The following is a 19,781-nucleotide window of genomic DNA, read 5'->3' on the forward strand; positions in this document are numbered from 1 at the left end:
GGAGGACTACTTCGAAAAATCAGGGCAGCCAAAATTGCCATACTGAAATGCAACTGGCTAAAGTAAAGGCCGCTGCCCGGAAGTTATAGAGTGGTTGACCTGCTGAGATCCTGTTGTTGGGCCATTAGCACATTAGCAAATTATCCCATTATCAAACTAGCCTTCACCATCCTGTCCTTCCCCTGAAAATCTTTCTTCACATCTGCAGTAAACCCATAGGCTTCGAACAACGCTTTTGTTTGCGCACCAAGATCTTCATGAATTTCCACAAAGATCATTCCGCCGGGAAGTAGTTTTTCCCTGGCAAACCGGGCAATGGCGTCATAGAACAACAACGGGTCTTCATTGGGCACAAACAGCGCAAGGTGCGGTTCCCAGGCCAGCACGTTCTGCAACATTGTGCTTTGATTATTGTGTGGAATATAGGGCGGGTTGCTTACAATGATGTCAACGGCGGGTAACGAGGGCCAGCTGGCAGCATCTAAAAAATCGGCCTGTACAAACTGAACCGGTGCATGCAGGGTGGTGGCATTCTTTTCTGCTACCGCAAGCGCCTGTTCGCTTACATCGCAGGCATAGATGGTTGCCTGAGGCAGTTTCTTTTTAAGAGAGATGGGGATGCAGCCACTGCCTGTGCCGATGTCGAGGATATTGAAGTGGGAGGTAGGAGGCAGGAGGTAAGAGGCGTCCTTATTTTCGGGATCGCCGAACGGTGGCGTTAGCCCGTCGATTCCTGACCCTGTATTTCGTACGTCGTACTTCTTACTTCTTACTTCTTCCACAATCCACTCCACCAATTCCTCCGTTTCAGGCCTGGGAATTAACACGCTCTCATCAACATAGAACGCCATCCCGCTAAACCAGGCTTCGTGCAAAACATATTGCACGGGTTTGTGCGTAAGCAGCTCCCGGGTATATTGTTGTAACTGCTCAAGCCGTTCGGGCAACAAAAGCGACTGTTTGTGCATAATACGATCGATCTTCCGCATGCCGGTAACATGCTCCAAAACCCAGTCCGCTATATTGGCGGCCTCGCGGTTATCGTACAGTTCGTGCAGGGATGTGGTCAGCTGCTGTTGTGCCTCATATAAGGTCATAGCGGCAAAGATGGCGGATTTTGGATTATATTTGCGGCTTTATTTCCATCGACCCACCATTGAATATTCACGAAACATATATGCAGCGCTGTATACAGCTGGCCCGGTCGGCTGCCGGTTACGTAGCGCCCAATCCCATGGTGGGGGCCGTGCTGGTACATGAAAACCGCATCATAGGCGAGGGCTACCATCAGCAGTATGGCGGTCCGCATGCCGAAGTGCATTGCGTGAATTCGGTAAAGGAGGCCGACAGGCACCTGATACCGCAGTCAACGATCTATGTGTCGCTGGAGCCCTGCGCACATTTTGGTAAAACGCCGCCCTGTGCCGACCTGATCATCGAAAAAAAGATCCCGCATGTGGTCGTCGGTTGCCGCGATCCCTTTAAACAGGTCGATGGCAAAGGGGTGGAAAAACTGCAGGCTGCCGGTGTGCAGGTCACCATGAATGTGCTGGAGCAGGATTGTAAAGACCTCAATAAACGGTTTATTACTTTTCATGCAGCACATCGTCCGTATATAGTTTTAAAATGGGCGCAAACGGCCAATGGAAAAATTGGCGGTGAAACCGGTGGGGAGCGATTGCTGATCAGCAATGACTACACCAACCGCCTAGTGCATAAATGGCGCAGTGAAGAAGCGGCTATTCTGGTAGGCACCAATACGGCGTTGTTCGATGATCCTTCTTTGACCACCCGGTTGTGGAAAGGCGCCAATCCCGTGCGGCTGGTGGTTGATATGAACCTGCGGCTGCCATCGTCGTTGCAGTTGTTCAACAAACAGGTAAGCACCATCGTGTTCAACAGCCTGCAACATGAAGAACAGGACAACCTGTTGTATTACCAGGTTACGCAGGATGTGAACCTGGTGCATCAGATCGTACATGCTTTATATCAGTTAAAAATTCAGAGTGTGCTGGTGGAAGGCGGCGCGCAGTTATTGCAGTCGTTCATCGATGAAGGCCTGTGGGATGAAATACGGGTGATCACCAATAACGAAATGGTAGTTCAGCACGGATTACCCGCACCGCGTATGCACACCGGCCGGTTACATAAACAGGAACAGTTGTTTTCAGATACCCTCCAATATTTCATGAACCCGCAAACCCTGGTACTTTGAGTAGTTTATTCTTTCTCATTGCCAGTATTATACTTACTGCCTGGCTTACCATTGCATTCAAGCTCATTGCCCGTTTAGGTATCAATAACCTGCAGGCTATTGTGTATAATTATGTGGTTTGTGTAATAACGGGAAGTATGGTGAACGGCAGCTTTCCGGTAAACAGTTCGCTGGCAAAGGAGCCGTGGCTGCCCTGGGCGCTGGTAATGGGTTGTGGATTTATCTCCCTGTTCAACCTGGCAGCCTATACGGTGCAAAAGATCGGCGTGGCGGCGGCAACGGTAGCCTATAAGCTATCACTGGTGATCCCATTTGTATTTTCAATATACCTATATAATGAAAAGGGAACAGCATTAAAGATCGCCGGAGTGGCGCTGGCATTGCTGGCAGTATGGTTCACCACCAGGCCGGCGGTCAATGACAAAAAAGGTAAAAAGGTATCATGGTTCGTATGGGCTATGCCTTTGCTGCTATTCGTTGGCAGCGGCCTGCTCGATACCATGATAAAATTTGTTGAACAGGCATTTATAAATACCGGTAACCAGGATGCGTACCTGATCACCGCGTTTTGTGTGGCGGCCTCAACGGGCCTGATCGTCCTGTTATTCCTGTTCGCAACGGGTAAACAGCGGTTCTCAGGCAAAGCCTTGCTGGCAGGAATTTGCATTGGTGTACCGAATTACTTTTCTATCTGGTGTTTGCTGGGCGCTTTGAAAGGGTATGCAAACAATAGTTCGGCTATCATTCCCATCAATAACATGGGAATTGTATTGTTCACGGCTATGGTTGCCTTGTTAATTTTTAAAGAAAAGCTCTCGGCTACCAATTGGTTGGGTATTGCACTGTCGCTGGGCGCTATTGCATTGATCGCTTATGGATAAGTTACCCGCCATTAATCAATTACATTCAATTATGAGTGACCCCGAATTTTTTTATACGATCGACCGCACCGTAACCGCAGAGTTTAAAGACCGTGGCAGTAAGTTCATTGCCTATACGTATCCCATTCAATCGGTTGATGATTTCAAAAAAAACATCGAAGCCATCAAAAAAGAACATCCCAAAGCCACGCACCATTGTTTTGCGTATCGTATAGGGCTCGATAATAATACATACCGGGTAAGCGACGATGGTGAACCATCGGGTACGGCCGGTAAGCCCATACTCGGGCAAATAGACAGTAAAAAGCTCACCAACATCCTGGTGGTCGTCGTGCGCTATTTTGGCGGTACGTTGTTAGGAGTTCCGGGCCTCATCAATGCTTACAAATCAGCTGCTTCGCTTGCCCTGCAGATAACGCCCATCATTCCGAAACCCATCGAGGTGGTATATACGCTTCAGTTCGATTATACCCAAATGAACGAGGTAATGACGCAGGTAAAACAGCTCAACTGCCAGGTGCTGGAAAAAGATATGAACCTTTTCTGCCGCCTGGTGATCGGAATACCAAAGGGAAGGCTGGAGGAGGCGATATATAAATTCAAAGAGATCAGAAATGTAGAAATATCGAAAAGTAATTTGTAGTATCTTTCGCTATAGAGGTCTGATAGCGTATGAATCGGTTTATTAAAATAATCCTGTCCCTTTTTGTACTCGCAGGCTGTAACTCGGGTAACAGTCCGTGGGGCAAAAACAAATCGAAAGATACCTTATCGGTGCATTCCGTTCCTTATGAAAGGTTACTGGATAAGGCAATGGACAGCGCCGAGCAAATATCTTTTTTAAAGGATTATTGTATCAGGAACCTCGATAGCCATAAACGGGACGACCGTTTCAGTACCCTGGCCGTTTTCGATGGCGATACCCACCGCATACAATTCTACAAGGGAAACATCTGCACCAATAAAAAACAACATGCTGTTGTCGGTTTTTTGAACAAGAACCTCTTCTTCTTTTTTCTGAAAGAAAATAACTGGAAGCTGCGCCAGGTAATGAATGGTTTCGGCGTTATAAAAGACAGCGCCATCCAGTTCTGTGATGTGAATTTCGATGGCTTTAAAGATCTGTCTATCATCTGGAACTATTCTGCAGGTACCTGTAACTGTTCGGGGCCCGGCTGCCGGGATGTTTATATTTACAATAGCGAAGCCGATAACTTCGACCATATGCCCCAGATACGCTCGTTTTATGATTTCGGTATTTCGGCCGAGGAAAGATCTGTTTACCTCGGCGAGCATTGCACCGGCTTTTATGGAAAATATATGTGGGAGAACGGGCAGTTACAGATCCAGGAGGAATACACTTCGAACCAATGGAGTGAAAAGGATTCTACCCGCTGGCACCTCGAACATTTTATTTATTACGATGGCGAACGCATGCCGGCCTACACCATTCCCAATTTGCCCTTACCTGAAAAATGGCAAAAGACGTTTGGGTGGTGAGTTGTTCAGTTATTCAGTTGTTCAGTTATTCAGTTGTTCAGTTGTTCAGTTGTTCAGTTCTGCGTTTAACTGAATACTCAATAACGGAATAACTAATGGATTAAGCATTGAACCGGTCACTCACAACCAACTCTTTACTTCCTGCAGTATACTTATAGAAGCCTTCACCGGTCTTCATACCCAGGTAACCCGCGGTAACCATATTGGTTAGTAAGGGACAGGGCGCATACTTGGGATTGCCGAACCCTTCGTGCAATACGTTCAGGATCGAATGGCAGGTATCGAGACCTATAAAATCGGCCAGTTGCAATGGTCCCATAGGGTGGGCCATACCCAGCTTCATAATGGTATCTATTTCATTCACGCCGGCTATGCCTTCGTACAAACTGTAAATGGCCTCATTGATCATCGGCATCAGGATACGGTTGGCAATAAAGCCGGGATAGTCGTTCACTACACAAGGTACTTTACCCAGTTGTTTGCTTAGGGCAACAATGGTGTCGGTCACCGTTTGCGAAGTGGCATAACCGTTAATGATCTCTACCAGTTTCATAACCGGTACGGGATTCATGAAATGCATACCGATCACCTGGCTGGCCCGTTTGGTAACGGCGGCGATACGCGTAATGGAAATGGAAGAGGTATTGGTGGCCAGCAGGGCATTGGCCGGGGCCACACTGTCGAGCTGTTTGAAGATATTTAATTTAAGCGCTATGTTTTCGGTAGCGGCTTCTACAACCAGTCCGGCGCCGTCAACCCCTTTGGCCAGGTCGGTAAACGTGGTAATATTGGCCAGGGCGGTATTCTTCTGATCTTCTGTAGCAGCGCCTTTGGCAATCTGCCGGTCGAAATTCTTTTGGATGGTTTGTACGGCTTTTTCGAGCTGGGCGGCATTTACATCGATAAGGTTTACTTTAAAACCGTTCTGCGCAAAAACATGGGCTATTCCATTGCCCATAGTGCCGGCGCCGATTACAGCGATATTCATAATGTGATAATTTGATAATGTGATAATGTGATAATCCCGCAGAGCGGGACAGGTTCTGATAATTGGGCTCGCCTGTTTCGAGCCATCTTTTGCAGGCCGCAACATTCTTTAGCTACAGGATACCCAAATATTAGTGCAGGCAAAAATAAGGGAAACTAACGAGTGTTCGTCGAAAGTGTAATAAAGTAAATTAGCTATGAACAGAATCGCCAGACACGATAATGGAACTGTATTCCATTACCGAAATATCGAATTATCACATTATCGAATTATCTAATTCTGATTTTTAAAGTCTCCCCGTTTCCAGGCCTTGATAAATTCAGCCCAGGCAGCAGGATTGAAGATGTTTTGAGGTGGGGCCTGTCCGCTGTAGTAATACCGTTGTGAATTATTACGCAAAAACATGTTTGAGCTTTCGGTGCCGTCGCGGGGGAGGGTGCGGGCCAGTACTCTGCGTTTTCCTTCATCGGTATTTTTACGGGCAATTTCAATATCGTCATCAGGGATCGACACGTTCACGAAATCGCGCTCGAACTGTTCTTTTGTGGGGCGGGGCCTGATGATGGTGGCCGGCAGGTAAACCGTGTCGGTAACCATCAATTGAAGTAAGCTATATTGATTTCCGTCTAATTCGCGGGGAATGGCGGCCAGTTTAGGTTTATAACCAACCGAGGTGAATTCGACGATATCACCTTTCATCACCACTATGCTGAAGACGCCCTGTTCGTTGGTTATGGTACCGCGGTTTTGGCCTTTGATCATGATTGTTACCGAGGGAATGGCTTTCAGACTGTCGGCGGTCATGACCACACCGTACAGCTGAACTACGGAATCCTTCAGTTTTTCAAACTGAGCTTTAGAGGCAAAGGGAATGGCAACCGCCAGTGTAACCAGAAAAAGTAAACGTCTTTTCATGCCCGTCAAATATATACATAATGACTAAAATACTTCAACAAAATACTCCCCCCAATGGTTAATTTTGTGGCAAATAAATCTTTTTAACAAAACTATTAGATGAATGACCCCAGAGAAAGTTTTAGATGCATTGAGGAACGTTCAGGAACCTGATTTGGGAAAGGATATTGTTACGTTGAACATGGTAAAAGACATTGAGATCAACGGGAATGCGGTGTCTTTCACCCTGGTGCTTACGACACCAGCCTGCCCAATGAAAGACCTGATGGGAAGGGCCAGCGAAAATGCGATCAGATCACTGGTTAATAAAGAGGCAGTTGTAAAAGTGAACTTTACTTCCAATACCAGTTCAAACCGTACCGATCCGGGGTCTGTTCTGCCTAAAGTAAAAAATATTATTGCGGTAATAAGTGGAAAAGGTGGCGTAGGGAAAAGCACGGTATCCGCCAATCTGGCACTTGCACTGGCTCAAAGCGGTGCTAAAGTGGGGTTGATGGACGCCGATATTTATGGCCCCAGTGTGCCCATTATGTTCGGGGTGCGGGGCGAAAGACCCATGATGAAAAGCATGGGCGAAGGCCAGAAAGGAATGATCGTGCCGCTGGAGCGGTTCGGCATAAAACTGATGAGTATCGGTTTGCTGGTTGATGAAAAAAATGCGGTGATCTGGCGCGGTCCCATGGCCAGCAGCGCCATTCGCCAGTTTGTGACCGATGTGTTGTGGGATGAACTGGATTACCTGGTGATCGATATGCCCCCCGGTACCGGCGATATTCACCTAACCCTGGTGCAAACGGTGCCTGTTACCGGCGCCGTAATTGTTACCACGCCGCAGGATGTGGCCCTGGCCGATGCTAAAAAAGCCATCGGCATGTTTAGCCAGGCACAGATAAAAGTGCCGATCATAGGCCTTGTTGAGAACATGAGTTATTTTGTACCCGCCGAACTTCCTGATAATAAGTATTATATCTTTGGCAAAGAAGGTGGTAAACGCCTGGCTGAAGAATACGATCTTCCATTCCTCGGGCAAATACCACTGGTACAAAGTATTCGCGAAGGCGGCGATATAGGAATTCCTATCATGGTGAGCGATGATGTGATCACCCGCCAGGCCTTTGAAGAATTTGCAGCCAATGCCACCCGCAGCATTGCCATGCGTAATGCCAACGTAAGCGCTGCGAAAGTGGCTGAAGTAATAGAATAGTTCCCGGTTACCGGTTACCAGTTCCCGGAACCCGGCAACTGGTAACCGGTAACTAAAGGTTCACTGGTATTAATAAGTTCAACTACCAACTAAGGTCAACATTAAGTTTGATTGCTGCTCCAATATCCCTGAATCATTACTGTAAAAATCTTATATGATTAAATTTAGGGAAGTAACAGAGTTGCTGTTACTCGTTGGGCTGATTTTCGCCTGCCACGCATCTAAAAAAGTTTCAAAACCATTGCTACCTGCATTTGATATAGAGGGTCACCGGGGCTGCCGGGGATTGATGCCCGAAAATACCATTCCTGCCATGATGAAGGCCCTGGAACTGGGTGTTACCACCCTTGAAATGGATGCGGTGATCACCAAAGACAAACAGGTTATCCTGTCACATGAGCCTTTTTTCAATCATGAGATCACCACGGGCCCCGATGGAAAATATATAACTGAGCAGGATGAGCGCAAGCTGAACATCTACCACATGACCTATGCGCAAACGCAAACCTATGATGTGGGGTTGAAGCCGCATCCCCGCTTTCCCGATCAGCAGCGGATGAAAGCTACGAAGCCATTGTTGAAAGAGGTGATAGCAAACGTAGAGGCATATCATAAACTGAACGGCGGCCGCATGGTGTTTTATAATATCGAAACAAAAACACAACCCGTTACCGATGGCGTTTTTCACCCTTCGCCCGATGAATTTGTAAACACGCTGATGAAAGTGATCAATGCAGCCAAAATCAGTGACCGCGTGATCATTCAGTCATTCGACTTTCGAACCCTGCGGGTGATGCATAAAAGACATACAGCGGTAAGAACAGCGGCGCTGATCGAGGATTTTGATAAGCGTTCGTTTGAAGAACACCTGAAAGCACTGGGGTTTAAACCAACCATCTACAGTCCGCACTATAGCCTGGTAAATAAAGAACTGGTTGATAAATGCCATGCACAACAGATGAAAATAATTCCCTGGACGGTAAATGATAAAGCGGGCATCGACAAGTTGAAAGCGCTTGGCGTTGATGGCATTATTACCGATTACCCCAACCTGTTGAAATGAGAAGATGATTGACGGGCTGAATGGGAAGCTGAAAGTTGATAGTTGAAAAAATGAAATACAGTTGCGATAAGCTTATAAATTTACAGTAACATGAATTTATCGTTAGAAGGCCGGAATGCAGTTATCTGCGGAAGCACACAGGGAATTGGGCTGGCCATTGCCGAAGAACTGGCATTGCTGGGAGCTAACTGTACCCTGCTGGCCAGGAATGAAGAAGCACTGAAAACGGCAGTGAAAAAACTCGATATCGCCCTGCGGCAACAACACGGTTACCTGGTGGCCAACTTCAGTAAACCCGAACAGGTAAAACAGGTGATCGGGCAGCATGTGCAGCAACAGCCGGTACATATTCTTGTAAACAATACCGGCGGCCCGCCACCGGGTTCGGTGCTCGATGCAACGGAAGAGGCGTTTTTACAGGCATTCAATCAGCACCTGATCGTAAACCAGTTGCTGGCACAGGCAGTAATTCCCTCAATGAAGCAGGCGGCATACGGCCGTATCATCAATGTGATCTCAACGTCTATACGCATTCCCATCACCAACCTGGCGGTATCAGGCACGGTGCGGGGCGCCGTGGCTATGTGGTCGAAGGTACTTGCCAACGAAGTAGGGCAGTTCAATATAACGGTGAACAATATTTTGCCGGGACTTACCAAAACGCAACGGCTCAACAGCCTGATACAGAACAATGCGGAAAAGCGAAATGTGTCAACTGATGTAATTGAACAGGAAATGGAAAGCGAAATACCAATGAAACGTTTTGGTGAAGCGGTGGAACTGGCTGCGGTAGCTGCATTCCTGGCTTCGCCCGCAGCCTCGTATGTAAATGGTGTAAGCATCCCTGTGGATGGAGGAAAAACAGGCACGTTATAGAAATGAGAAATGAAGAATGAAAAATTAGAAACGAGAAAGGAAATACAAATAGAAAATATCGAATGTTGAATGTCGAAGTGAAAGCAGGAATATGAGTTAAAGGTTGATATTTAGCTGTATTTGTATTTGCTTACAGCTTATGGCTTGCACCTTGCAGCTGTATTTTGTATTCACCAACAAAAACTACATGCAATTTCAAAACACGCAGGCATTCGCTCAAATGCTTGACCAGCAAGACGAACTGCGCTCATTCAGAGACCAGTTCATAATGCCCGTTATAGATGGAAAACAACAGATCTATTTTCTGGGCAACTCCCTTGGCCTGCAACCAAAGCGCACTGCCGGTTACCTGCAACAGGTATTGAACAAATGGGCTAATTATGGTGTGGAAGGATTTTTTATGGGCGAGGAGCCCTGGTTGCAATACCACGATAAACTTGTTCAACCGCTTTCAACGATTGTGGGTGCATTGCCACATGAAGTGGTGGCAATGAACCAGCTTACGGTGAACCTGCATTTACTGCTGGTGTCATTTTATCAGCCAACGCAAAAACGAAATAAGATCATTTGTGAAGCCAGGGCGTTTCCGAGCGATCAGTATATGCTTGAAACGCATGTGAAGTATTGCGGCTTCGATCCCAATGAGGTTATCATAGAAGTGGCGCCCCGTGCCGGTGAACACAATATCAGGCACGAGGATATACTGCAGGCCATTCAGCAGCATAAAGATGAACTGGCCCTGGTAATGTGGGGCGGTTTGAACTATTATACCGGCAAGGTGTTCGATATGGCGGCCATTACAAAGGCGGCACAGGCGGTTGGCGCCAAAGTAGGGTTCGACCTTGCCCATGCCGCCGGCAACATTCCTTTGCAATTGCACAACTGGAACGTGGATTTCGCCGCCTGGTGCAGTTACAAATACATGAATTCGGGCCCCGGCGGAATTGGGGGCGCCTATATACATGAACGTTATCATAACGACGATAGCCTGCACCGGTTTGCCGGTTGGTGGGGCTACGATACTGCCACCCGTTTCCTGATGCAGAAAGGGTTTAAAGCCAACCGTTCGGCAGAGGGCTGGCAATTGAGCACCCCTTCCGCGCTATTATATGCGGCACACCAGGCTGCGCTCGATATTTTCATGGAAGCCGGCATTGACCGGCTGCAAACGAAAAGAAGGCTGTTGAACAACTGGTTATGGTTCCTGCTCGATGAGCTGAACGGCCTGCAAACGGAACCTGTAGTTGATTTCATTACACCTCGCACAGAGGCGGAACGGGGAAGCCAGGTATCTATGTTGATGTTACAACAGGGCAAACAGGTTTTTGATGCACTGGCCCGCGCCGGCGTTATTGTAGACTGGCGCGAACCCAATGTAATACGGCTGGCCCCCGTACCATTATACAATACTTTTGAGGAAGTATGGCAATTCACTAATATCTTGCGACAAATTTTACAACTCCAACACGCATGACACGGCAGCAACTGGTTGAACAAATACGCACTAAAAAAAGCTATCTGATAGTAGGCCTCGATACAGACATTACAAAGATCCCGAAACACCTGTTATCAACGGCCGATCCTATCTTTGAATTCAATAAACAGATCATCGATGCTACCAGGGATCATTGCGTAGGGTATAAGATCAACACCGCATTTTATGAAGCCCTCGGCATTCCCGGCTGGGGGGCGATGGAGAAAACAGCCGCTTATATTCCTTCAACCCATTTTAAAATTGCCGATGCCAAACGCGGTGATATTGGCAATACCTCTTCACAATATGCCAAAGCATTTTTTGAAACGCTGCAATTCGATGCCATTACGGTAGCGCCTTACATGGGATCTGACAGCATATTGCCTTTTCTCGAGTACAAAGACAAATGGACCATCGTATTGGGACTTACTTCCAATACCGGCGCCCGTGATTTTGAACTGCAGAAAGCAGGCGATGAACTGTTGTATGAAAAAGTATTACGCACAACCGCGCAGTGGGGCACAGCCGATCAGTTGATGTTTGTGGTAGGCGCTACGCAGGCTTCGGAATTTACCAACATCCGCGCCATTACGCCCAATCATTTTTATCTGGTGCCGGGGGTAGGGGCGCAGGGCGGAAGTTTAAAAGATATTTCAGAAAAAGCGATGAATAAAGAGGTGGGGCTGTTGGTGAATGCCAGCCGCGCCGTTATTTATGCTTCCGGCGGTGAAGATTTTGCTGTAAAAGCAAAACAAATCGCGGCAGCTTACCAGCAGGAAATGGCCGGGTATCTCAAATAGTTACCCGTTGCCGGTTCCCGGGCCTTAGATTTCGTAACAGGGAACAATTGACCGGGCATTCTGTAATAACCCGGTATCTGCTACCAGGTAACCCGTTCTTCCTTACAATTTTTACCCATACAATTCTCTTCATAAAAGATTTACTTTCACACACTTCGATTTAAAAAATGTGAATTAATTTTTCCCCAACACACAGGGGTGCACACAATTGCAGGCGTTAAAAAGCGTTCTTAAATACTTAAAGACGTAAAGATACCAAAAGCCTTTTCCGTAACTGTTGTAGGTGATTTGAGTTGGATTGCGAAGAAATACTAAGTGAAAGCTCGTATTACTACGGTATTACGGTGAAAATGCAGTACGTATTAAAACGTCATTACCCTATGTACCTATAAATCCGTAAGCCCCTGTTAGAATGAAAATTCTTACATGGGTATGTTGTTGCATGGGGGAACCATTAGCCAATGATCGAAATATACCCGGTAGTTGGTTTTTTAAGTTGCAGCAATTTAAAACATAAATAAAGGTCCATTATCCTATTGAAATTTAAAATCCAATCATCGGCTATGCGAAAAATTTTACGCAAGTGCGTATTTAATAACCGTATTCTGTTTACCCTTTGTTTAGGTTTTTTCTTCCTGGGCGCCAATGCACAGGTGTCGGGTACATTTACCATCAACCGGCTGGTTGCAACCGGCGGATCAAATTTCAATTCATTTGCTGCAGCTGTAGCTCATTTATCGGGCGGTGTTAATGGCGCCGTAACGTTTAACGTGGTTGCAGGCAGCGGTCCGTATAATGAGCAGGTGATCATTAACAATATTGCCGGTACCTCGGCTGCCAATACCATTACATTCAACTGTAATGGAGAAACGCTTACCTTTCTTTCTACAAATAGTAACCAGCGCGCAGGTGTAAAGCTGAACAACGCCGATTATATAACTTTCGATAATCTGGTTGTTGTGCCCCAGGCTGCTGCCGGCGGCGAGTATGGTTACGGCTTTCATTTGCTCAACAATGCCGATCATAATACCATAAGAAACAGTTTCGTCAACAATCAGCCCAACTGGGATGATCCCCAGGCTAATGCTGGCATTGTTATCAACGGTAACGACGGTTATGCTATCGATGCCGGAAACAGCAATTGCGATGATAATCTGATACAGCAGAATACCATTACCGGCTCATTTGAAGGTATTACACTTTCATCTCAACCGGTATCGGGTGCACCTGTATTTATGAGTGGGAACAGGATAGTAGGCAATATGATCGTCAATTCAATTTATATTGGCATTCAAACTTACTATACGTCTAATACATTGATCGATGGTAATGAAATTACCGGCGGGCCTGATGCTATTTATGGATCATATGGTATATATGTGAGTATGGTGAATCATAGCCTTTCGGTTACCCGTAACAAAATACATGGTTTTGATGCTTCTGCGGGTAATTTATTATATGGCATTTATATTGCTTCAGAAAGCGAAGCAGGCAAGGAATGCCTTATAGCCAATAACCTTATTTATGATCTGAAATGCGGTAACGTAATATGGGGTATTGCGTCAAGTGGAGGGCCTTTCACCTCTTTATCAGCCAGTTATCTTAATATTTATCATAACACTATTTCGATCGACGATCAGAGCCTTCCCGGCCAGGAGTCGTATGGTATTTACCTCGAAGAGGTAGCAAATGTAAATGTGGCAAATAATATCGTTACCGTAACCCGTCCAACATTTACGCAAAATTATGGGATCTACCTTGGAAACATACCCACGAATTTTACTGGCAGGAACAACGTTTATTATGTTCCCACGGGCTTGTCGCCCATATGCGCAACCGGTTTTTATGATGGAAATTTTTATGAATCGGTTTCAGAGTGGCGTATGAATACCGGCTATGATCTGTATTCATCCAATGCCAACCCCGCATATGCCAACCTTGCCGGTTTCGACCTAAGACCAACTGCGCAGATAATAGATAACATGGCCATGGCTGCGCTGGGCATTACCGCCGATATTACCGCCGCTGTTCGCGCTGCTGCACCCGACCCTGGTTGTTATGAATACAATTCCGCGGCCTGTTCAACACCTGTTACGGCAGGCACCATCAATGTATTGCCCGATTCAATCCTATGTTCAGGCCCACGGATATATTTTAATTTATCGGGTAATTCGGCAGGTAACGGACAAACGTATACCTGGCAAACATCCACCACCGCATCGGGTACATTTACCAATGTGGCTGCGGCCGGCAGTTATTCTTCTTATGAAGTTACACCCACTTCCACCTTGTTCTACCGCGTTGCGGTTGCCTGCGGCGCTGTTACAGCGTTTACTCCGCCTGTACGCGTGCTGGTAAACACTACGCTTAACGGAGGCACTTATACTATCAATGACGCCCTGCCAACAGGCGGCACCAATTTCAATTCCTTCAGAGATGTGTCCCTTTCGATGCAGTGCGGAATCAATGGTGCCGTGGTATTTAATGTGGCAAGCGGCAGCGGTCCGTATAATGAGCAACTGATCATTCCGGCTGTAAACACTTCACCTGTAAAAACGGTAACATTTAATTGTAACGGCGCTACCATTCAATATGAACCTAACGATCCCGATTTAACCGCGGTGGTTAAACTCAATGGCGCTGATTACATTACTATCGATAGTCTGAATGTGAACGTGCTGGGTACAGTAAATGATTATGGTATCGGCATTCAGATTGCGGGCGATGCCGATCATAACACCATCAGGCGCTGTAAGATCAATATCAATACCACATCACTTAATACCCATTATGCCGGTATTGTTATCAATCCGGGTCTCAGTGATCCGGGCGACCCTATTGCTCACAATTTTTGCGATACCAATACTATTGTGAATAATACAATTACCGGCGGGTATTATGGCATATCCTGTGCTTCAAAGTCGAATGTTGACGGTCAGGAGTATTCAATAGGAAATGTATTCAGGAACAATATATTAAAAGATAATGCCGGTTATGGCATCTTTATAGCCGGTACTGCCGGATCTGTGATCGATAACAACGATATCAGCCAGCCTACGCGTACTGTTCTCGGCAATTTCAACGGTATAAATGTTTTCAGGGCAAACGTTGCATTAACGCTTACCAGGAACAGGATCCATAATTTGTCGGAAAAAGTGAAGTCTTCGACCGTTCAGCTGGAAGGTATCCACTTTGAAAGAGTAAATGTCCTGGCTGCCGCCGATAAGAATGTGGTCAGTAACAATTTGATCTATAACTTCAACGGTAACGGCTGGCAATATGGATTATATACCATTTCCTCGAGTCATCTGAAGTTTTATCACAACACCGTTTCGCTGGAGGATACCGCTTCCAAATCTGTAGGTAATACCCGTGGTTTCGGAATGTTCGGGGTGGTAAGACCAGGAATTGAATTGATAAATAACAGCATCGTTCTGCGCAGGGGCGGCACCGGGCAAAAATCCTGTGTATACATGAATATCAACGACCCCGGCATGATCGCCAACTACAACAACTTATATATTACTTCCAATGCCGGTATCAACTTCATAGGATATGTGGCCGGTTCTATTTATAATACGATGGCTGACTGGCAGGCTACCGGACGCGACGCCAACTCAATAACTATCGACCCCGTTTATCACGATATAGCCAACGGCGATCTTACACCAACCAAGATACCATTCGAAGATAAAGGTACCAGCGTAGGTTTGGCCGATGATATCAACGGCGTTACCAGAAGCACAACAACACCTGATATCGGGGCCATAGAATTTTCTATTTGCCGTGCGCTTTCAAATCCCATGCTGTCGGTTAGTGAAGAAAGCGTGAACACGATAAAGTTTGACTGGACAGCAGTTCCCGGTACTACCGGTTACCGCGTTTCGGTCGATGAAGGCGCCACCTGGACCGTACCTTCTTCAGGAGCTTTTGGCACAACCCATTTGGTTACCGGTCTTAAACCGACAGACAGCGTGGTGCTGAGAGTGAAAGCGCTGGGCGCCCGTATAGATTGCCCTGAATATTTATCACTGGCGGTGCAGGGCAAGGCGCAAACAAACCTGGTATTTATTCCCAATACTTTTTCGCCCAACGGTAACAATATAGACGATCACTTTAAGATTTACAGCAACGTAATGAAGACTATGCGTTTGATGGTCTTTAACCAATGGGGACTAAAGGTTTTCGAAACCAATGATCCGCAGGGAACATGGGACGGCACTTACAAAGGCAAGCCACAGCCTGTTGGTGTATACGTGTATGTGGTAACGGGAGCATTGTCGAATGGCTCCAAAATAAACCAGAAAGGAACGTTCAATTTAATCCGGTAATCAATAACCCTAAAAAAACCGTTTGTAATGCGATATCTTATAAAAACCGGCTTGTCGCTGTTGATGCTAGTGTCAGCGTTTACGGGTCATTCTCAAACAGACCCGCACTTCTCGCAATACTATGCCTATCCCATATGGCTGAACCCGGCCTTAACGGGCGCCATTGATGGTAATTACCGGGTTACGGCTATGTATCGTAGTCAATGGGGAGGTATCAGCAATGCTTTTGCCACGCCCGGCATATCTGCCGATATAGTAACGAATAAGAACGTAAGCCTGGGTTTGAATGTGATGAACCAGCGTGCGGGCAACATAGGTTATAACTATTTAACCGGTTACGCTACCATGGCCTATAATGGTGTTCGCTTCGGTTATCACCAGATATCCATGGGAATGGCCCTTGGCGTTATCAACCGCCGGTTCGATCCTTCGAAGTTCACCTCAGGCAGCTTGTGGCGACCTGATTTTGGCCCCCAGCCGCCCGGCACTACAACCGGAGAAACATTTAGCAAAACATCGGCCATTGCGTTCGATGCCGGTGTTGGTGCAGTTTACTTCGATGGTACGCCCGGTAAAAAAGCCAACTTCTTTGGTGGAATTTCAGCTTATCACTTAACGCAACCGCAGGATCCCTTCCTGGCCGGAGAACATGAAAAAATGCCTATGCGGTTAACAGCCCACGGCGGTATAAAATATAACCTGAACGAAGATGTTAGCATTACACCCAACGTGTTGTATATGCGCCAGGGAAATGCCGATGAAAAAATGGTTGGCGCCTATGCCCAGATGCGGGTAAATGAAACCACCGACTTTTTACTGGGTGGCAACTACCGGTTCAAAGATGCTTTTTCGCCCTATGCCGGTGTTTATTACAAGAACTATATGATCAGCGTGAGCTACGATGTAAATATGAGCGATCTGGGAAAAATGGCAGGCAATGCCAACAACTTCGAAATATCGCTTACGCTCATTGGTCGTAAATCGATAAAACAGGATGCGGTACCCTTTGTTTGTCCGCGGTTGTAGGAATAGCTCCAGAAAAAAAAGTTGTTTGACGGGAATGGCAGGCGATTTCAGGAAAAGAAGCAAGAGGTAAAAAGTAAGAAAATGATAATTCACCATTGACCATTCACCATTCACCAAATTATCTCATTAGCAAATCAGCATATTATGTTTAAGCATATATTAATAATCGCCGGTTTAGGAATGGCTTCAGCCTGTGCCAATGCGCAGGCAACCAATTTTAAACGGGTGGCCGAGCAGTTCTATGCCAAAGGCGATTATTATTCAGCCGCACATTATTTTGAAAAGTACCTGAGCGGAAAAACGCCTTCCCATTCCGGCTACAATGCCTATGTTGTGCAGAAGCAGGGCGCTGCATTGATCAACCCCAATGATCTGGGCGGGCTCGACGGCAACCTGTTATACCATATGGGGGATTGTTATTACAATCTGAACGACTATATCCATGCCGAACAATGGTATAAATTATTGCTGAAGAAAGATTCAACCACGTTCCCGCTGGCACGTTACTATTACGGTATTTGCCTGCGTGCAAACGGTAACTATCCTATTGCGCAACAGGAATTGAACAAGTTCATTAAGGAAAATAATGTAGGCGACATCTATACCAAAGCGGCCCAGCAGGAGATCGATAACTGTACTTTTATTCAACAGCAGTTGTCGAATGGCCCAACAGGTATCAAGATCGAACGGCTTAATAACAATATCAATAAAGAAGGCGCCAATTATGCAGCCAGCTGGTTAAACAGCAACACCCTGGCGTTCACTTCAACCCGTGCTGAAGGTTATAGTAACGCCCTGTACAGCGCCGCTTTACAGGACGGCGGTTTTGGCAAAGTGGAAAAGATAAACGTGGCGGCTCCCCGCAATACGCACCTTGGCACGCCGGCCTTTACACCCGATGGCTCAAAAATGTTCTTTACCAGCTGGATGGTGAAAAACGGGAAAAAAATATCGGCTATCTACATGAGTGAGCGCAATGGCGAACGCTGGAGCGAACCGGTGGTTATCGATGGCAAACTCAGCGAACAATCGTTCAACTCCCGCCAACCCCAGGTTACCCCCGATGGTAAATATCTGTTATTTTCCAGCGACCGTTCAGACGGTATTGGCGGTTTTGACATCTGGTATGCCACGCTCGACAGCAAGGGAATGCCCACACAAATAACCAATATGGGCCCGGCCATCAATACCACGGGCAATGAAGAAGCGCCGTTCTACCATGGCGGCAGCCAGTCGCTGGTTTTTGCTTCCAACGGAAGAACCGGTATGGGCGGCTTCGACCTGTATTCTTCTACCGGCTATTTTTCGGGTTCCTGGACGGTAGCGCTGAACCTTGGCTACCCGGTGAATTCGGAAAAGGACGACATCTATTTCGTAGGACGGGGTAAAGGCCTGCTCGAGGATGCATTGATAAGCAGCGACCGCTTCTCCTTATGCTGTCTTGAATTGTTCTCAGTGACCAAGAACTACCACCAGGTATTTACGGGTGTGGTGCTGGATTGTGATACCAAACAACCGCTCGAAGGCGCTATTGTAACCGCCAAAGACCCGCGTGGCAATGACGTGGCAACTATAAAAACACAGGCGGGCGGGCGGTATACCATTCAAACCGACGCCGGGATAGCCCTGCAGATCAGCGGCGCTCAGGATGATTACCAGAGCGGCCTGCTCATGGCCTACCCTTCAAAAGGGGATACGGTACATGCCCAGGAGCTATGTTTGACCAAAAAGCCCGATCCGTTTAAAAATAAGACGGAGGTTACCTACCAGATCGTGTTCGAGTTGAAAACCGAGATCGCGAAGGAATCGTATCCGTACCTCGATCTGATAGCTGCCTATCTGAAAGCCAACCCGGCCGTGGTGCTTGAAATAAATGTGCATACAGATGGTTTGGGATCGGTTAAATCGAACGAGTTCCTGTCGAAAGGCCGGGCCAATGCCTGCGCCGAATACCTGATAACAGCCGGTGTATCGCCAAGGCAGCTGTCGCCAAGAGGTTTTGGCGAATGTTGCCCGATAGAGAAAGAAACAACGCCTGATGGAAAGGATATCCCTGAAGCCCGCGAGAAGAACCGGCGCGTTGTGTTCAAGATGATCAATGATGGAACCCCGGCCAACAATGGTACTCCGATCATCAATGGCGAGCAGAGGACCAACTAAGCCCGACAAACGGTGACCCATGATCGGTGATCTGCCCCCTTTTAGATCGATGAACCGGCTGCAATGCCGGTTGGCCCTCCAAATATTACCGCGCCCTCGGGTAAATTTTGACTAGCGGAAAAGCACTATAATTAAAAGCCCCCGGATTTCGGCAAGTTCGAATGGTCCGGGGGCCTTATTTTTACGCTGGAAATCCCGGTTTTTCCCGTTAAATTTAATGCAGCCATTGTAGCTTCAAAAAACGGGCTGGCAGCTGTTGCAGGCGCCGGCCGGAAGGTTATCGCTATTTGTTTCGGAATAGCCGCGCAATCCGGGTTATTTCATATTAAAATCCATACAGTTTAAAAA

Annotated in this window: 15 protein-coding genes; 12 read left to right on the top strand and 3 right to left on the bottom strand. The window is 46.9% G+C overall.

Annotated elements, in window-relative coordinates; translation table 11 throughout:
* Nucleotides 1-140: 140 nt before the first annotated feature.
* The gene (locus A4R26_RS13295; RefSeq protein WP_081164249.1) at nt 141-1,097 is read right to left on the bottom strand and encodes a N5-glutamine methyltransferase family protein; all 957 of its coding nucleotides are present in this window, start codon (nt 1,095-1,097) and stop codon (nt 141-143) included.
* A gap of 20 nt (nt 1,098-1,117) precedes the next feature.
* On the opposite strand from A4R26_RS13295, the gene ribD reads away from it, so the two are divergent.
* The 4 genes from ribD to A4R26_RS13315 are packed head-to-tail and all read left to right on the top strand — an operon-like array spanning nt 1,118 to nt 4,596.
* On the top strand, nt 1,118-2,215 hold the full coding sequence (ribD, locus tag A4R26_RS13300) for a bifunctional diaminohydroxyphosphoribosylaminopyrimidine deaminase/5-amino-6-(5-phosphoribosylamino)uracil reductase RibD (protein ID WP_242674902.1): 1,098 nt from the start codon (nt 1,118-1,120) through the stop codon (nt 2,213-2,215).
* Nucleotides 2,212-3,096 carry a DMT family transporter gene (locus A4R26_RS13305; RefSeq protein WP_081164251.1) on the top strand — a complete coding sequence of 295 codons (885 nt, stop codon included), beginning with the start codon at nt 2,212-2,214 and terminating at the stop codon, nt 3,094-3,096. Before ribD ends, A4R26_RS13305 begins: the two co-directional genes overlap by 4 nt.
* A gap of 31 nt (nt 3,097-3,127) precedes the next feature.
* The gene (locus tag A4R26_RS13310; protein WP_081164252.1) at nt 3,128-3,739 is read left to right on the top strand and encodes a YigZ family protein; all 612 of its coding nucleotides are present in this window, start codon (nt 3,128-3,130) and stop codon (nt 3,737-3,739) included.
* Between the two features lie 29 nt (nt 3,740-3,768).
* The gene (locus tag A4R26_RS13315) at nt 3,769-4,596 is read left to right on the top strand and encodes an XAC2610-related protein (protein WP_081164253.1); all 828 of its coding nucleotides are present in this window, start codon (nt 3,769-3,771) and stop codon (nt 4,594-4,596) included.
* 100 nt (nt 4,597-4,696) lie between these two features.
* On the opposite strand, the gene A4R26_RS13320 is transcribed toward A4R26_RS13315, so the two are convergent.
* Nucleotides 4,697-5,584, bottom strand: a complete 888-nt coding sequence (locus A4R26_RS13320; protein WP_081164254.1) for a 3-hydroxyacyl-CoA dehydrogenase family protein — start codon at nt 5,582-5,584, stop codon at nt 4,697-4,699.
* Nucleotides 5,585-5,857: 273 nt separating this feature from the next.
* Nucleotides 5,858-6,499, bottom strand: a complete 642-nt coding sequence (locus A4R26_RS13325) for a carboxypeptidase-like regulatory domain-containing protein (RefSeq protein WP_165760259.1) — start codon at nt 6,497-6,499, stop codon at nt 5,858-5,860.
* Nucleotides 6,500-6,602: 103 nt separating this feature from the next.
* Here A4R26_RS13325 and A4R26_RS13330 point away from each other — a divergent pair, with 103 nt between their 5' ends.
* From A4R26_RS13330 to A4R26_RS13365, 8 genes are all read left to right on the top strand, one after another.
* Complete coding sequence (locus A4R26_RS13330; RefSeq protein WP_081164255.1) at nt 6,603-7,703, top strand: Mrp/NBP35 family ATP-binding protein; 1,101 nt, start codon at nt 6,603-6,605, stop codon at nt 7,701-7,703.
* Nucleotides 7,704-7,857: 154 nt separating this feature from the next.
* On the top strand, nt 7,858-8,766 hold the full coding sequence (locus tag A4R26_RS13335) for a glycerophosphodiester phosphodiesterase (RefSeq protein WP_081164256.1): 909 nt from the start codon (nt 7,858-7,860) through the stop codon (nt 8,764-8,766).
* Nucleotides 8,767-8,856: 90 nt separating this feature from the next.
* A complete protein-coding gene (locus A4R26_RS13340) occupies nt 8,857-9,642 on the top strand; it encodes an SDR family oxidoreductase (RefSeq protein ID WP_081164257.1) in 786 nt (261 codons plus the stop codon).
* Nucleotides 9,643-9,829: 187 nt separating this feature from the next.
* A complete protein-coding gene (kynU, locus tag A4R26_RS13345) occupies nt 9,830-11,116 on the top strand; it encodes a kynureninase (RefSeq protein WP_081164319.1) in 1,287 nt (428 codons plus the stop codon).
* Nucleotides 11,113-11,916 (top strand): orotidine-5'-phosphate decarboxylase, encoded by an 804-nt coding sequence (gene pyrF / locus A4R26_RS13350; RefSeq protein WP_081164258.1) that lies wholly within the window; start codon nt 11,113-11,115, stop codon nt 11,914-11,916. Before kynU ends, pyrF begins: the two co-directional genes overlap by 4 nt.
* A gap of 563 nt (nt 11,917-12,479) precedes the next feature.
* Nucleotides 12,480-16,247: a T9SS type B sorting domain-containing protein gene (locus A4R26_RS13355; RefSeq protein ID WP_081164259.1), complete on the top strand. Its 3,768-nt coding sequence runs from the start codon at nt 12,480-12,482 to the stop codon at nt 16,245-16,247.
* A gap of 27 nt (nt 16,248-16,274) precedes the next feature.
* The gene (locus tag A4R26_RS13360) at nt 16,275-17,273 is read left to right on the top strand and encodes a PorP/SprF family type IX secretion system membrane protein (protein ID WP_081164260.1); all 999 of its coding nucleotides are present in this window, start codon (nt 16,275-16,277) and stop codon (nt 17,271-17,273) included.
* A 144-nt stretch (nt 17,274-17,417) separates the two neighbouring features.
* On the top strand, nt 17,418-19,433 hold the full coding sequence (locus A4R26_RS13365; protein WP_081164261.1) for an OmpA family protein: 2,016 nt from the start codon (nt 17,418-17,420) through the stop codon (nt 19,431-19,433).
* Nucleotides 19,434-19,781: the final 348 nt, after the last annotated feature.

The organism is Niastella populi (assembly GCF_002078015.1).
Taxonomy (GTDB): Bacteria; Bacteroidota; Bacteroidia; order Chitinophagales; family Chitinophagaceae; genus Niastella; species Niastella populi.

Coding starts and splice junctions, on each gene's coding strand:
- A4R26_RS13355 (WP_081164259.1), top strand. CDS start 12,480: ATGCGAAAAATTTTACGCAAGTGCGTATTTAATAACCGTATTCTGTTT.
- A4R26_RS13315 (WP_081164253.1), top strand. CDS start 3,769: ATGAATCGGTTTATTAAAATAATCCTGTCCCTTTTTGTACTCGCAGGC.
- A4R26_RS13360 (WP_081164260.1), top strand. CDS start 16,275: ATGCGATATCTTATAAAAACCGGCTTGTCGCTGTTGATGCTAGTGTCA.
- A4R26_RS13320 (WP_081164254.1), bottom strand. CDS start 5,584: ATGAATATCGCTGTAATCGGCGCCGGCACTATGGGCAATGGAATAGCC.
- pyrF (WP_081164258.1), top strand. CDS start 11,113: ATGACACGGCAGCAACTGGTTGAACAAATACGCACTAAAAAAAGCTAT.
- A4R26_RS13340 (WP_081164257.1), top strand. CDS start 8,857: ATGAATTTATCGTTAGAAGGCCGGAATGCAGTTATCTGCGGAAGCACA.
- A4R26_RS13365 (WP_081164261.1), top strand. CDS start 17,418: ATGTTTAAGCATATATTAATAATCGCCGGTTTAGGAATGGCTTCAGCC.
- A4R26_RS13310 (WP_081164252.1), top strand. CDS start 3,128: ATGAGTGACCCCGAATTTTTTTATACGATCGACCGCACCGTAACCGCA.
- A4R26_RS13335 (WP_081164256.1), top strand. CDS start 7,858: ATGATTAAATTTAGGGAAGTAACAGAGTTGCTGTTACTCGTTGGGCTG.
- A4R26_RS13330 (WP_081164255.1), top strand. CDS start 6,603: ATGACCCCAGAGAAAGTTTTAGATGCATTGAGGAACGTTCAGGAACCT.
- kynU (WP_081164319.1), top strand. CDS start 9,830: ATGCAATTTCAAAACACGCAGGCATTCGCTCAAATGCTTGACCAGCAA.
- A4R26_RS13295 (WP_081164249.1), bottom strand. CDS start 1,097: ATGACCTTATATGAGGCACAACAGCAGCTGACCACATCCCTGCACGAA.
- A4R26_RS13325 (WP_165760259.1), bottom strand. CDS start 6,499: ATGAAAAGACGTTTACTTTTTCTGGTTACACTGGCGGTTGCCATTCCC.